Consider the following 14,810-nt stretch of genomic DNA (forward strand, 5'->3'; position numbering starts at 1 on the left):
GGCCACGATGAAACGCTGTATTTTCCTATTTCTTTTATTCGCCACTACTGCAAAAGCAGATTATATCCGGATCAATCAACTCGGGTATCTTCCTGCGGGTATTAAAGTGGCTGTGTGGGGAAGTCTCACAGATGGAATGCTGCAATCATTTGAATTGCTGGACTCTGCTTCCGGCAAAGTAGTATTCAAAGCTGCTGCGGGAAAAGCGTTTGGCAGTTATGGTCCTTTTAAACAATCTTACCGCCTGGATTTTTCTTCTTTTAAAACGCCGGGCACTTACCTGTTAAGAACAGGCAATACTTCTTCTCCTCACTTCCGTATCGCCCAAAATGTATATGATGGCTCCGCTGATTTCTGCCTGCGTTATTTGCGTCAGCAGCGTTGCGGATTCAATCCCTTCCTCAAAGATTCCTGTCATACTTTTGATGGTTACACACTCTATGGTCCCATGCCGGACAGTACACATATCAATGCTATAGGGGGCTGGCACGATGCGAGTGATTACCTGCAATACTCCACCACCTCTGCGAATACGGCTTATCATTTACTCGCTGCGTACCGGGATTTTCCGAAAGTATTTGGTGATCTGCATGATGCCAATGGCCTGCCGGGAAAGAACAAAACAGCAGATGTGCTGGATGAAGCACGCTGGGGATTGGACTGGCTATTGAAAATGCACCCACAGGAGAATTGGCTTTTTAACCAGATAGCAGATGACAGGGACCATAAAGGCATGCGCATTCCAGGAGAAGATCCTTTTTACGGAAAGGGTTTTGAGCGGCCGGTCTATTTTTGTTCAGGAGAACCACAGGTGCAGGGCGTAAAATATAATAAGATGAATAAAAGCACCGGCGTGGCTTCTACAGCGGGCAAATTCTCCAGTGCTTTCGCGTTAGCTTATTCTCTCTTCCAAAAAAGTGATCCAACTTATGCGAGCCTGTTATTAAAACGGGCTCATACTGCTTACAACTTAGGTGTGAAAAAGCCCGGTGTACAACAAACGGCTTCTGTATTGTCCCCTTACATTTACGCAGAAGATAACTGGACGGATGATATGGAACTGGCAGCAGCACATCTTAACTTCTTAAACGCAGGGCAGGCATATGCAGCAAAAGAACCGGTTACTCCATGGCTGGGTAAAGATACCGCCAGTCATTATCAGTGGTATCCCTTCATTAATATCGGGCATTACGAATTAGCGAAACGTTCCAAAGGAGTTGCCAAACAACAACTCATTCAATATTATAAAACCGGTGTGGAAAGGGTTTGGGAGAAGGCGAAGGAGAATGCTTTTTATCGCGGAGTGCCTTTCATCTGGTGCAGTAATAACCTGACCACTTCCTTTGCTATCCAGTGTTACTGGTATCAGCAACTGAGCGGAGACGATTCCTTTGCCGCACTGGCACAGGCAAATGTAGACTGGCTGTTTGGTTGCAATCCCTGGGGTACCAGTATGGTATATGGTTTGCCGGCTAACGGAGATACACCAGTTGATCCGCATTCTGCTTTTACACATCTGAAGAATTACCCGATTGACGGAGGGTTGGTGGATGGACCAGTGTATGGTACTATTTATAACAGCCTTCTCGGTATCCGTTTAGCGGACCCGGATGAATACGCTGCATTTCAAAGCAGCCTTGTAGTGTACCACGATGATTACGGGGATTACAGTACAAATGAACCTACCATGGATGGTACGGCATCATTGATCTACCTGCTGGCATTAAAAGAAAATGAAAGGAATAATTAGCAGCGGCGTTCTTTGTAATCCGTTGCGGAGGAGGCGTAATGCTTTACGCATATGCTGTTCTACGGTGTTCACGGAAATCCCGGAGCGTTCAGCAATCTCTTTATTGCTTAGTTCTTCTGCGCGGCTTAATATAAATACCTGGCGGCATTTCTCCGGTAACCGCTGGATGGCATCGGATACCTGGTGTGTGAGTTCTTTATGGGAAAGATAGGATTCCACATCGTTGCTCATGGCAGGAGGACGGGTTTCCTGGTACACTTCATATCTATGATGGATGGATTGGCGATGCAGATAATTCAGCACGCGATTGCGCAGTGCGGTGAAAATATATGCTTTAAAAGAAGTGTGAATATCCAACCGGTCTTTCCTTTCCAGCACCTCCAGGAAAACTTCCTGTACAAATTCACGGGCGGTTTCTTTGTTGCCCGTCTTTTCATATGCTTTCTTTAATAACATCACGGCATAACGCTGGTACAAGGCGTCAAATGCAGCCTGATCGCCCTTTTTCCATGAGGAGAGCAACTCAACGTCCGTATGGTGTGTGTAAAGTGGAATAGACCCTTGTAATTTTATGTAAGTTAAATGTAAGGAAATTTAAGCGCTAATTTTCCAAGGAAAACAGGATTTCACCAAAGAATAATATTTTTTTCAGGGGAGTAACGGTTTGTTTTTTATTGTTTGTCCTTATATACGACCGACGTATCAATTCCCACTTATGAGCTTGTTAGATGTTAAAGAATTATTAGAAAAGTATAAATCCGGTACCTGTACGCCGGAGGAATTGCGGGCGTTGGAAAGCTGGTACGAAACCTGGCAGCATCCGGAGGCAGAAATGCTCCAGTGGCGGCCGGACGAGGAACTGGCACAGGAATTACTACAGGATTTTACAGATTACCGTCGCAGAAAAGAAACCCTTTTCCGTAGCGGATCCCGCCATATCTGGCTGAAGGTGGCTGCTGTGCTGATCCCTATTATCGGGATCGGGGCTTTATTGTGGTTCACCCGCCCATCGGCAAAAGATGCTGGTGTGGCCAGTCCGCTGTTGGCTGTTTCTCCGAACACACCGGAGAGTAAACGTTTCATCCTGCTGCCGGATAGCAGTACCGTGGTATTGCGTGAAGGCAGCAGCCTCATATATCCTGCTTCATTTAACGGGAACACCAGGGAGGTGACCCTTAAAGGGGAGGGTTACTTTGATATCCGGCAGCAGCCGGGTAAGCCATTTGTGATCCATTCCGGAAGATTGCTCACCACTGTATTGGGAACAGCTTTTAATATTAAAGCCTATCCCGACCAGACCTCCGTAACAGTAACTGTTACACGTGGCAAGGTGAAAATAGAAGATGAGCAGAGCCGTAAATTACTCGGCATACTTTTACCTGATCAGCAAATTGTGTATGAAAATGAAGTGGCCGCCACCAAACCGGTGAAAGCGGAAGAAACTGTGGCGTGGCTGAAAAAGGGCATGGACTTTAATTCTATACCATTCGAGGATATCGCCAGACAGATCGGCGAACAATACCAGGTACCCATTAGTTTTGCCAACCCTGCCCTCCGCCATTGCAGGATCCGCGCCACTTTTGAAGGAACAGAATCGCTTGATAAAGTTTTATATATTCTATGTACCGTTGGAAACGCTTCTTATTCTGTGGAAGGAAATGAAGTGATCATAGACGGGAAAGGATGTACTGATAAGTAAAGAGAAAATTCGCTAACGTTAATTTTACCAAAATCTTTTTTTCCATGAACTGGAACACGCGTCCGCCATCCTAACTAAATTATCGGACAAAAAAATTCCCCTCCGCGCTGTGGAAGGTTGGGAGGGGATTTGCTTAAAACATTAAACAGCCATCAGGCTATTCTTCATCATTCTAAACAATTGCAAAATATGCAAAAATCAGCGGTTTTTGCTACAGGGCGACTTACGTCTGCGTTGTCTATAGCAGTTTATTCCTCGCAAATGCGTTTTTTTATGAAATTGAGCCTCTCCACCATCATTTGCATGCTGGTTAGCTTTCAGCTTCTCTTGGCAGTTTCTGGCAAAGGCCAGGCGCTGGACGAGAAGAAGATCACCATGGAAGTGGCTGATGCCACTCTGGAAAAAGCGTTAACGCAGGTCGAAAAGCTTTCCGGCTTTCGCATTGCTTTTGCCTCGGAACTGGTAGAAAAGTCCGGGCGCGTTTCTCTCCATTATGCCACCCGCAGCGTGGGTGCCACGCTTAGTGCTTTACTGAAACAGGCCGGTCTGGGTTATAAATTAACGGACAATACCATCATGATCGTTCCCCGGAATGAACAACCGGCTGAGGTGATCCCTGCAACGGCGGCTGATTCCAGCATTACCATAAAAGGTAAGGTGACGGATGAATCCGGGGTACCCATGCCGGGTGTTTCCGTGAGGATACAGAGTACCACAAAAGGGGTATTCACGGATGCGGATGGAGCTTATACACTGACGGCTAATCGTGGGCAGGTAGTGATCTTCAGTTCCATTGGTGCCATCCAGCAGGAAGTGATAATAGGAAAAACCGGGGTGATGAACGTAACGCTGAAAAGTGATAACCGCAAACTGGATGATGTGGTGATCGTGGGGTATGGTACTCAGCGGAAAGCAAATTTAACCGGTGCTGTGACTACTGTTGATGTTGGCAAAACATTAAACTCACGGCCCATTTCAGATATTGGCCGTGGATTGCAGGGCACTGTGCCAGGTTTAACAATAACATCTGCGAGCGGAGATCTGGGAAGGAATCCGGCTATTCGTTTACGTGGCCTGACGGGTTCTCTTAATTCAAGTAGCGGTGCCTCGCCATTGATCCTGGTGGACAACGTAGAGATGCCCAACCTGCAAATGATCAACCCGCAGGATGTGGAATCCATCTCAGTATTGAAAGATGCGGCTTCTACTTCTATTTATGGAGCGCGTGCTGCATGGGGAGTGATCCTCATTACCACTAAATCAGGTAAAAAAGGCGCACCTGCTATGGTTAATTATTCCAACAACTTTTCCTGGAGCCAGCCTACTACAATGCCTAAAATTGCAGGAGCTGCTGCCGGTGCGGAAGCGATGTTTGCTGCTTATTTAAGGCAGGAACCTAATAAGGCTTTCTTTGGCACACTGGGTATGGGCTTTGATAGGGAAGGCATTGAAAAAATGAAACAGTGGGAGAAGGATTATGGTGGCAAAGAGCTGGGTGATTCTATGGTGTTAGGCCGTGATTTTGAGATCAAAAATGGCCTGCTCTATTTTTACCGCCCATGGGATGTGGGTAAGAAATATATGAAAGACTGGACGATGATGCAAAAGCATGACCTGTCCTTCAGTGGTGGTGGAGAAAAAACGAACTACAACCTGAGCCTGGGATATCTCAATCAAAGCGGGGTGTTGAAATTTAAAACAGATAAATTTCAAAGATATAATGCCACTTTATCTGTGAATTCAACTGTAAAAGACTGGCTGGATGTAAGAGGAAAGATCATGACGAGCCAGTCTGAATTCGAAACACCCATGTCTTATTCCGGTACACAACTGGGCCCCTGGTATTATCTCTATCGCTGGCCGGTGATCTATCCGTATGGTACTTATCAGGGTAAACCTTTCCGCAGTGCTTTAACAGAAGTACAGCAGGCAAATATGGATAAATCAAAATCCACCTTCAACAGGGTACAGGTAGGTGGTACGCTCAAACCTCTGAAAGACCTTACGATTGATATTGATTATACCTATTCTGCTACTAATACCCATTTCCATACTGCGGGCGGACCAACAGCTGGTATTAACTTCTGGGCCAACCCTACTCAGTTGAATTACTTTACCAATTACCAGGATGCTTCCTGGGATCGCGTAAGGACTGTGTCTAACTGGAATGAATGGAATACAGGCCGTGCTTTTGCTACTTATAAGAAGGATTTTGGGGATCATCATTTTAAATTGATTGCGGGTATGGATGTGGACCTTTACAGGAACTGGTCGCAAACTTCAGAAAGAAGAACACTGATCGATCCAAACCTTGGTCAGATAACATTGGCCACAGGTGATCAGTTTGCGGATGGTGGCGCCGGCCATTGGGCTACCAACGGTTATTTTGCACGGATCAACTACGATTATAAAAATAAATTCCTGTTGGAGATCAATGGTCGTTATGACGGATCTTCCAGGTTCCCAAGGAATGATCTGTACGGATTTTTCCCTTCCGCATCTGTGGGATATGTGATCACTGAAGAAAAGTTCATGGATTTTTCTAAACCAGTTTTATCCTTTCTGAAATTTAGGGGCTCATACGGATCTTTAGGAAATCAAAATGTGGGCGATTACAGGTTTATACCTACTATGAGTACGCCTAATTCAGGCTGGTTGATAGGAAATACTAACCAGGTGACGGTGAGTACACCGGAACTGGTTTCCAGGAGTTTAACCTGGGAAACTGTTACCACTACGGACTTTGGTGTGGATGCCAGGTTCTTTGATAATGCATTGGGTATCACCTTTGACTGGTATAACAGAACCACAAGCAATATGCTCAGCTCAGGGGTTGCTTTACCAAGTTCTTTTGGCGGAGCTGCACCCAGGCGGAATTTTGGTGAAATGCAAACCAAAGGATGGGAACTGGCTATCGATTATAGTCATTCGTTTGATAATGGTTTACGTTTTAATGTTTTGGCCACATTGTCTGACTTCCAGGAAAAGATCACTCATTATGCCGGTTCTAAAACGCTATCGCTTAATTACGAGGGCAAAACACTTGGTGAGATCTGGGGTTATCAGACAGACAGACTCTTTCAGGAAAGTGACTTTGACAAACAGGGAGGAGTATGGGTACCTAAAGCGGGTATCGCAGATCAGGTATTGCTTGGTGGAACCCAGCCCTGGTTCTATTTCCAGCCGGGAGATGTAAAATATGTAGATCGTAACGGCGATAAAAAAATAACACCCGGCGCCTCTTCACTGGATGACTTTGGAGATATGATGGTGATAGGTAACTCAACACCCCGTTATCAATATGGCCTCCGCCTGGGCGCAGACTGGAAAGGAATTGATTTCAGTATATTCATACAGGGCGTAGGGAAAAGAGAGTTATGGCCTTCCGGTCCTTTGTTCATTCCTGGTTTTGGAACTGATTCCTGGTATGATCATCACCTGGATTACTGGACGCCTGCCAATACGGGTGCTTATTATCCGCAACCCACTTTTACTGCAGGAAACAACGCTACCCGCAACTTCCAAAAGCAGAGCCGTTATTTGCTGGACATGTCTTACACCCGCCTGAAAAATATTTCACTGGGTTATACACTCCCCGTAAATCTTAGTAACAGGGCTCATATCAAACAAGCGCGTATTTATGTAAGTGGAGAAAACCTGTTCACATGGGATAATCTATCGATCCCGCTGGACCCGGAAATTGATTACACGCCGGAACAAACAGATGCTACTGCGTTTGGGCGTACTTATCCTTTCCGCAAGGAAATTTCGTTTGGGCTTCAACTTACTTTCTAAAACACAAATCTGGATCTTTATGAAATCGAAAATATATATCCTGGTATTGTTGGCATGGCTCGGCACAGGTTGCAGCAAGGAATTCCTTAACCGTCCACCACTTGACCTGGAGAGTGACGACATCTTCTGGACGAATGAAAAGAACCTGCGCACTTATGCGTATGGCTTTTATACTATCTATTTTGGCGGTTACGGTACTGGTTTTGCTTTCGGTGATTATTTCTACCAGGGCCAATCATTAAACGATGACTTTGCGCCAACCAGTCCCCCGCAATTCACTAAGATCATACCGGCGAGTGGTGGAGGATGGTCTTTCGCCAATGTGCGCAAGGCCAATATTATGCTGGAACGTGTGCAGGGCATGACCAGCCTGGATCCCGCAACGCAAAAACATTGGATAGGTATTGCCCGTTTCTTTCGCGGCATGGCATATTACCGGCTGGTGAAAGCTTTCGGAGATGTTCCATGGTATAGTAAACCCATCATGGATGTTGGAGACGATGCCGCATTATACAAACCACGTGACTCCCGTACATTGGTAATGGATAGCGTGCTGCTTGATTTCCAGTATGCTGCTGCAAATGTACGCGCAGCAGATGGAGAGAAAGGATTGAATGTAACGAAATGGATAGTGGAAGCATACATGTCCAGAGTATTCCTGTTTGAAGGGACCTGGCAAAAGTATCATCTCAACAACGCAACAAAAGCACAGGAATATTTAACAGCAGCAAAAACCGCTGCTGATGATGTGATCACTAACGGAGGATATTCTTTCAACCTCACTTACCGGGAATCTTTCAATAACCTGGACCTTTCCAAGAATACAGAGATCATCATGTACCGCCGTTATGCAACCGGTTTGCTGACGCATTCACTGAACAGTTATGTGAATGGTGAAGGGCAAACAGGACCTAACAAAAACCTCATGGAAGCTTATCTGTGCACAGATGGAAGGCCTGTAGGCACTTCTGCTGTTTACCAGGGAGATAAAACCAATGAGAAGGTAAGAACTAACAGGGACCCGCGTTTGCTGGATACTTTCAATCCGGAATTACGTCCGCCAGGTTCCAACAACCGTTACAATAAACTGGGCACATCTACTTCCGGTTATTGCACCTGGAAATTCCTGAACGATGCTATCCGTGATCTGCCCGAAGGTTCATCCAGTGTGAATCCTACACATGCTCCGGTGATCCGTTTGGGAGAAGTGATGGTTAACTATGCGGAAGCGGCTGCGGAATTAGGCGGCATATCAAAAATAGATCTTGATAAATCCATTAATAAACTGCGTCTGCGTCCTTCCGGCACGGCCACTAAATTGCCAGCGCTGGAAGTAATTGGCGGCCAGCCTGCCATTGCCGGCGTTGTATATACAGATCCTAAAAGAGATCCTACGGTATCTGAAATGCTTTGGGAGATCCGCAGGGAACGCCGTGTGGAATTAACTATGGAAGGATTACGCCTGGATGATCTCAGGAGATGGAAGAAGCTGGCCTACGTAGATACCAAAGCTAATCCGGAACTTAACAGGGGTTGCTGGATCAACCGCGCAGAATGGGCTAAAGTTCCCACAGGCAGCTGGTTATCCAACGTTACATTGGAAGGCGGTGGACAGGAAGGATATATTATTCCTGCTCCCAATGCGCTTACAGACCGTGTATTCGTAGAAGGCGCGGACAACAAATGGTACCTCGACCCATTGCCACTGGACCAGATAAAATTGTATAAAGATAAAGGAGTGGATCTGCTCCAAAATACGGGCTGGGTGCAGTAACTTCCCGTAAAATTATTACGTATGCTGACAGTGTTGACCAATGGAACTTTTTTTACCGGAAAGGGAATAATAAAAGACAAAGCATTATTACTGGAGAACGGAATAATTAAAGCCTGGGTAGATCCAGTCAACATATCAACGGAAGCCCGCGTCATCAACCATGAAGGTCACTACATTGTACCTGGCCTGCTAGATCTGCAGATATACGGAGGAGGTGGTCATCTGTTTTCAGATGATCCCTCCTTTGCTGCTTTAACAGCTATGGCAACAGGTTTGGTGAGAAGTGGCACAACGGGTTTCCTCATTACATTGGCCACTAACAGCATTGAACTGTTTGAGAAAGCGATAGATGTGGTAAGGGATAATCCGCATCCGGCAGTATTAGGACTTCACCTGGAAGGGCCTTATATCAATCCAATAAAGAAGGGTGCACATATTGAACAATACATCAAAAGACCGGAGCGTAAAGAAGTAGCAGCTTTATTGAAAAGAGCAGAGGGTGTTGTGAAGATGATCACGCTTGCGCCGGAAATGTGTGATCCGGAGATCATCCGTTTGTTATTGGATAACGGGGTGATCGTTTCTGCCGGGCACAGTAATGCTACTTATAAAGAAGCCGAAGCCGGTTACCGGAATGGCATTCAAACTACTACACATCTCTTCAATGCTATGAGCCCTTTCCATCACAGGGATACTGGTTTGCCGGGAGCAGCCTACCAGGCGGATATGGCTTATGCCAGTATTATTCCTGATGGTATCCATGTTGATTTTGCTGCATTGGCGATCAGTAAAAAAGTAATGGGAGATCGTTTATTCCTGATCACTGATGCGGTGGAATCCAGTACGGGCGCATATCCTCACGTACGGCAGAAAGACCGGTACACGTTGCCGGATGGTACTTTGTCCGGCTCTGCGATCACTTTATTGCAAGGCATTCATAATTGTGTACAATACGCAAACATTCCACTGGATGAAGCGGTGCGGATGGCTTCCACTTATCCTGCCAGGCTTTTGGGCGTGCCGGAGAGAGGAGAGATCACCATCGGGCAAAAGGCTGATCTGACCATATTCGATGAGGCATTTGAACCACAGCACGTTTACATTGACGGTGTGGTGTATGCATAACTTACTTTTTCCTTAAGAAGTAACGGGCGTGTATCTGAAAGGAAGTTCTGTCCGGCATTTTGGGATGCGGTCTTCTGTAGGATGAATCTAATTTCTGCTTGTTTAACTGCATGTAATAAACAGCGCCTATCTGCAGGCGGCGGTTTATCATATAGTCCAAACCTACTTGTGCTCTTAGATTTCCACGGCCTGTTATTTGTTTGGGATTAAAGCTAACGGTTTGAAGGTCGTCGCGGTTGAGGTTATAAACAGGCTCTCTCCTTATTTTTAAAGAAGTATCCTTGCCAAATACTTTTAATGAATACAGGTATTCCATACCTGCTGAAATCTCCCATTTGGAGAAGGTATAAGCGGCCTGTATGCCTGCTTTGCCGTATAGTATACCATTTAAAGTGAAGTGTGTAAGCACGCTGTCTGTGCTGGCAGGCCCTCCTTGATTCCACGGGCTTCCGTTGCTGGACGTAGCTCTATAGTAACGGTGATCATACACTCTGTTAAATCCTGTGAGATATTCAGCACCAACGTAAGGCCGTATGCTCCATTGCTTTTTCCAGCGGAAGGTGTATTCTATATTAGCTGCAACACCGTAAGCGTCTGCTATTGGAAGAATAGCGGCTATCCTCAAACTGTAAGGAGAACGGTCATCCACTTTTTCCTTTTGTGTGCGTAGTGATGTGGGCTGGGGGCTGTTTTTTATACCGGAATCTTTTACCGGGACGAATAACTGTTTGGTAGTGATGGTGAGTATTGATTCGGGGGTTGGTTTAGTAGTGATGGTGAGTGTTGCTTTAGTGGTTGGTTTTTTATTGATTTTATTAACCTTGTTACTATTACTATCACTACTACCACTAATCTTATTATCACTGCTAATGCTGTTGGCGCTACTATCACTACTAATAATGTTTCTACTGTTATTATCTCCATTACTGCTACTAAACTTATTACCACTACTAATGCTACTCTCATTACTAACACTATTATTATCACTATCACTATTAACGCTGCTGCCATTACTATCGCTGCTATTACTGGTTTTTACATCTACATCTACGGCTTGTTCCTTTTGTTGCGCTGGAGATCTTTTCTCTACATCCTGCAAGGCTGCTACCGTGTCTGTATGAAGTGCAATACTATTTCCTGTAGTTTTCACAGACCCTGCGCCCACTTGTAAATAAGTAACAGACCCCACCAGCACGAGGGCTTCCAGGATGATCATCCACCAGCCGGAACCGGATGAACCAGGTGTACGTGATACAACAGCGTTTTTATCCAGCATCTGATCCAATTGCCCCCAAGCCTGCTGTTTCAGCTGATCAGGCGAAACATCAGGATCTTGCGCAGCTGCCTGCCGCAACCATTCTTCAATATGTTGATTGCGTTTGCTCATGCCGAAAATTGAATGTTTAAAAGGTTTTTCAATATTCTTTTCCCCTCCGAAACATGCCACTTGGAAGTGCCGGTGCTAATGCCCAGCATTTTCGCAATTTCTTTATGTGAATAGCCTTCAATAATAAACAGGTTGATCACCAGCCTGGTGGCAGGTGGTAAATGCTGTAATACCTGCAGGAGATCTTTGTAGGCCATCGGATCGTTTGCATATAGTTCAGGCAGATTCTCTTTTATTTCGGTTTTCTGAATGTTCAATTCTGCTTCGTGCTCCCGGTAATAGTCTGCAACAGCATGTGTAATGATCCTGCGCAACCATCCTTCAAAACTTCCGCTGCCTTTATACTGGTCAATTTTTTTAAAGGCCCGCAGGAAACCATTATTTAAAATACTCATAGCCGCATCCTGATCACTAAAAGAGCGACGGATAACGGCGAGCATCTGATCAAAGAAATGCATATACAATTTCTCCTGGCACAGGCGGTCTTCCCTTTTGCAGCCTTCAATAAGCGCGGCAAGAGAGATGGGTTGATCAGCCTGATCAGCCGGATGAAATGTATTTCTTGTTCTCTGATCCAAATGTCTTAACACATATAGACACCTGCCCTGGAAGGAAAGGTTGGGTAAGTGCAAAAAAAATTATTTCCGGGTTACAAGATAATTATAGTCGTTCAGCAGGGTTTCGAGGAAGGTGGAAGGTTCCATGTCCGTTTCAATATGCAGTACCTGTTTGATCTTTTCAGACATGCGGGCAGCCATGGCCCAGTCGTTTGTGCGCATGGAACTATCCAGTACGCTTTTGATCTTGCTGAGGTCTTTGTCTGACAGGCGGAGGATCTGGGAAAACTGTGGTACATAATCCACCTGGTCAATTTCCCGGAAAATGGTATCCTGTATGCCATGACGCTGACGGGTGCGGACCATGATGGTTCCTGCGGCAATGTCTCCCAGCCGCTGATTATATTCAGAACGAAAAACAATAATAACGGGTATGATGGCTATTGCCAGGGATATCAGGATGGTGAGCGCGGAGGATTCTTCCGCCATGCTGAGGATGATAGCGAGGGTAAATATGGGTGATTCCACCATCCGGAACATCCAGCGTAACAGGATCTGGCTGAGGGAGGGGGTATTTCCTATGAGGCTCACTACCTTGATGTCCATGGCCCTTTTGCCTAAACTTTGCCCTTTCATGAGGATTTCGGAGATCAGGTAATAGAGGGAAACAGGGATCACCAGGAATAGGAATATCAGTACATCCTCTGTATTTGAATCACTTATATTCTTGCTGATTAGCATTCCTACCAGGATCATATAGGCTATCCGGATCAAAAGATCGATAAAATAGGCTACCAAACGCCGCCCAAGATCGGCGCCCTCAAACTCGAGGTCAATATTAAATGCGGTAGGTATTTTGATAATAGGCATAAACAAATTTAAAATTTATTATATTTCCGCTTAAAGTATTTTTATCGCCGCTACCGAATGAGAGAATCTTCATTTATTAAAAGGAACCTGCACCGCTGGAAAAAGATCCAGGAGGAACCCACGGAAGACCCCGATGAGATGGCTGAACGCTTTACTGCATTGCTGGACGACCTGGCTTATGCCAAAACATTTTACAGCCATAGCAAGGTTACCCATTACATTAATGGCATGGCCGGCGGCATATTTCAACGTATTTACAGCAGCCACCAGGGGGAAAAGAACCGGTTTTCCAACTTCTTTTACTACCAGTTGCCGCTGCTGATCCGCAAACATCACCGGCTTTTTCTGTTTACTTTCTGTTATTTCCTGCTGATATGTATCATCGGCGCTTTTTCTGCGGCCCATGATGAAACTTTTGTGAGAGGGGTGCTGGGAGATGAATATGTAAATATGACGGAACAGAATATTGCCAATGGGGATCCCTTTGGTGTATATAAAGACCAGAACCCCGGATACATGTGGCTCCGTATTGCTTTTAATAATATTAAAGTAAGTATGTTCTGCTTTGTATTCGGCATTGCCCTTTCTGCGGGAACCTTATGGGTATTACTGCAAAACGGCATCATGCTGGGCTCTTTTCAATATTTCTTCTTTTCAAAAGGATTGGGCTGGGCTTCCGTATTGGTAATATGGGTGCATGGCACACTGGAAATATCTTCTATCATCATCGCCGGAACGGCAGGTATGATATTGGGCAACAGCATCCTGTTTCCCGGAACGCATACCCGGAAGGATTCGCTGAAAAGAGGGGCCAAAGAAGGATTGAAGATCATTGTGGCACTGATCCCCATATTCATGGTGGCAGCATTCCTGGAAAGTTTCATCACACGACATACTTCCATGCCTATAGCCATCAGCATCAGTATCCTGGCGCTTTCGCTGACTTTCATTGTATGGTACTTTGTTATTTACCCTATTAAAGTGCAAAGGAAAGGGTATCGCCTGGATATGGAAGGAAAACTGATCAAACCTGTGCAATTATGAGGAGGGTAATATATATAGCGTTGCTCCTGCTTCTTTGTACAGGTGTGCGGGCGCAGGATTCCACGACAACGACAGATGAAGAGGAATATACAGCGGTGGTAGACACAACCGTTGCCACAGAGTCCGATAAGGAATTAACCCTTGAAGATAAACTGCGGGAAAAACAATTACCCCATTCTTTGTGGGACGATCAAAGATCAGGAGAATGGAATGATGCAGCGCAGGGAAGGCTTGCCCGGGAAGAAATTCCGGCAGAGAAAATGGAAGAACTCCGCAGTATGAAAGCGCTGCAATATGAGGAGAAACCACGTGACGAAAAAAGTACCTTGAATGCCATCGGCGCATGGGTAGGGCAACATCTTAAATTCTTCCGTTTACTTTTTTATATTTTACTGGGCCTGCTTTTATTAATGGGGATCGTTCTGTTCATTCGTAAAAATGATATCCCGTTATTCCGGCGTTCCCATCAGCGAACAGAAGAAGGAGAGATCCTCACGGCAGAGGGGCCGCAAAACTATGATGCACTGGCGCGTGCAGCGATTGCTGCCGGAAATTGGCGGGAAGCTGTGCGGATGCGCTATCTGCATTCCCTGCAATTACTGGAAGCAAAACAATTGATTGCACCCGGCAAGGATAAAACGAATATGGATTATCTCCGGGAACTTGCCAGCACGGCCTGGTATAAACCCTTTGCTACCCTCACCCTGCATTATGAATATATATGGTATGGGCAGCAACCGCTGAATAACGGACAGTTTTCACAACTGGAGGAACAATTTTCAGCGTTTAAAACATCATTAAGGTAATTC

The 14,810-nt window shown here is 45.5% G+C and carries 11 protein-coding genes; 7 read left to right on the forward strand and 4 right to left on the reverse strand.

All coding sequences use genetic code 11. The features are described from left to right. The first annotated feature begins 7 nt into the window (after positions 1-7). On the forward strand, positions 8-1,750 hold the full coding sequence (locus GFS24_RS16435) for a glycoside hydrolase family 9 protein (RefSeq protein WP_153661089.1): 1,743 nt from the start codon (positions 8-10) through the stop codon (positions 1,748-1,750). Here the strand turns inward: GFS24_RS16435 and GFS24_RS16440 are convergent. After that, positions 1,724-2,272: an RNA polymerase sigma-70 factor gene (locus GFS24_RS16440; protein ID WP_153661091.1), complete on the reverse strand. Its 549-nt coding sequence runs from the start codon at positions 2,270-2,272 to the stop codon at positions 1,724-1,726. The two genes, GFS24_RS16435 and GFS24_RS16440, sit on opposite strands and share 27 nt — an antisense overlap. A gap of 193 nt (positions 2,273-2,465) precedes the next feature. Between GFS24_RS16440 and GFS24_RS16445 the strand changes: the two genes are divergently transcribed. From GFS24_RS16445 to nagA, 4 genes are all read left to right on the forward strand, one after another. Continuing rightward, entirely contained in the window at positions 2,466-3,449 is a 984-nt protein-coding gene (locus GFS24_RS16445; RefSeq protein WP_153661093.1) for a FecR family protein, read from the forward strand. Positions 3,450-3,722: 273 nt separating this feature from the next. Next, positions 3,723-7,244 carry a TonB-dependent receptor gene (locus GFS24_RS16450; protein ID WP_216647439.1) on the forward strand — a complete coding sequence of 1,174 codons (3,522 nt, stop codon included), beginning with the start codon at positions 3,723-3,725 and terminating at the stop codon, positions 7,242-7,244. A gap of 19 nt (positions 7,245-7,263) precedes the next feature. Next, complete coding sequence (locus tag GFS24_RS16455) at positions 7,264-9,018, forward strand: RagB/SusD family nutrient uptake outer membrane protein (protein WP_153661095.1); 1,755 nt, start codon at positions 7,264-7,266, stop codon at positions 9,016-9,018. A 21-nt stretch (positions 9,019-9,039) separates the two neighbouring features. Next, positions 9,040-10,143: an N-acetylglucosamine-6-phosphate deacetylase gene (gene nagA / locus GFS24_RS16460; RefSeq protein WP_153661097.1), complete on the forward strand. Its 1,104-nt coding sequence runs from the start codon at positions 9,040-9,042 to the stop codon at positions 10,141-10,143. 1 nt (position 10,144) lies between these two features. Here the strand turns inward: nagA and GFS24_RS16465 are convergent, their stop codons facing one another. From GFS24_RS16465 to GFS24_RS16475, 3 genes are read right to left on the reverse strand one after another with little or no spacing between them, the layout of a single operon-like run. Then, on the reverse strand, positions 10,145-11,530 hold the full coding sequence (locus GFS24_RS16465; protein ID WP_153661098.1) for a hypothetical protein: 1,386 nt from the start codon (positions 11,528-11,530) through the stop codon (positions 10,145-10,147). Next, positions 11,527-12,108: an RNA polymerase sigma factor gene (locus GFS24_RS16470; RefSeq protein WP_173003102.1), complete on the reverse strand. Its 582-nt coding sequence runs from the start codon at positions 12,106-12,108 to the stop codon at positions 11,527-11,529. The genes GFS24_RS16465 and GFS24_RS16470 overlap by 4 nt, the downstream gene beginning before the upstream one ends. 60 nt (positions 12,109-12,168) lie before the next feature. Continuing rightward, a complete protein-coding gene (locus GFS24_RS16475) occupies positions 12,169-12,957 on the reverse strand; it encodes an RDD family protein (protein WP_153661102.1) in 789 nt (262 codons plus the stop codon). Between the two features lie 57 nt (positions 12,958-13,014). On the opposite strand from GFS24_RS16475, the gene GFS24_RS16480 reads away from it, so the two are divergent. Both GFS24_RS16480 and GFS24_RS16485 read left to right on the forward strand, forming a co-directional pair. Continuing rightward, positions 13,015-14,001, forward strand: a complete 987-nt coding sequence (locus GFS24_RS16480) for a stage II sporulation protein M (RefSeq protein WP_153661104.1) — start codon at positions 13,015-13,017, stop codon at positions 13,999-14,001. Next, a complete protein-coding gene (locus GFS24_RS16485) occupies positions 13,998-14,807 on the forward strand; it encodes a DUF4129 domain-containing protein (protein ID WP_153661121.1) in 810 nt (269 codons plus the stop codon). Before GFS24_RS16480 ends, GFS24_RS16485 begins: the two co-directional genes overlap by 4 nt. Positions 14,808-14,810 lie beyond the last annotated feature (3 nt).

Origin of the sequence: Chitinophaga sp. SYP-B3965 (assembly GCF_009647655.1) — a bacterium.
Lineage (GTDB): Bacteria > Bacteroidota > Bacteroidia > Chitinophagales > Chitinophagaceae > Chitinophaga.

What these genes read in the sequence shown, in the direction of transcription:
- GFS24_RS16435 (WP_153661089.1), top strand. Translation starts at nt 8, where the DNA reads ATGAAACGCTGTATTTTCCTATTTCTTTTATTCGCCACTACTGCAAAA.
- GFS24_RS16445 (WP_153661093.1), top strand. Translation starts at nt 2,466, where the DNA reads ATGAGCTTGTTAGATGTTAAAGAATTATTAGAAAAGTATAAATCCGGT.
- GFS24_RS16450 (WP_216647439.1), top strand. Translation starts at nt 3,723, where the DNA reads ATGAAATTGAGCCTCTCCACCATCATTTGCATGCTGGTTAGCTTTCAG.
- GFS24_RS16455 (WP_153661095.1), top strand. Translation starts at nt 7,264, where the DNA reads ATGAAATCGAAAATATATATCCTGGTATTGTTGGCATGGCTCGGCACA.
- nagA (WP_153661097.1), top strand. Translation starts at nt 9,040, where the DNA reads ATGCTGACAGTGTTGACCAATGGAACTTTTTTTACCGGAAAGGGAATA.
- GFS24_RS16465 (WP_153661098.1), bottom strand. Translation starts at nt 11,530, where the DNA reads ATGAGCAAACGCAATCAACATATTGAAGAATGGTTGCGGCAGGCAGCT.
- GFS24_RS16475 (WP_153661102.1), bottom strand. Translation starts at nt 12,957, where the DNA reads ATGCCTATTATCAAAATACCTACCGCATTTAATATTGACCTCGAGTTT.
- GFS24_RS16480 (WP_153661104.1), top strand. Translation starts at nt 13,015, where the DNA reads ATGAGAGAATCTTCATTTATTAAAAGGAACCTGCACCGCTGGAAAAAG.
- GFS24_RS16485 (WP_153661121.1), top strand. Translation starts at nt 13,998, where the DNA reads ATGAGGAGGGTAATATATATAGCGTTGCTCCTGCTTCTTTGTACAGGT.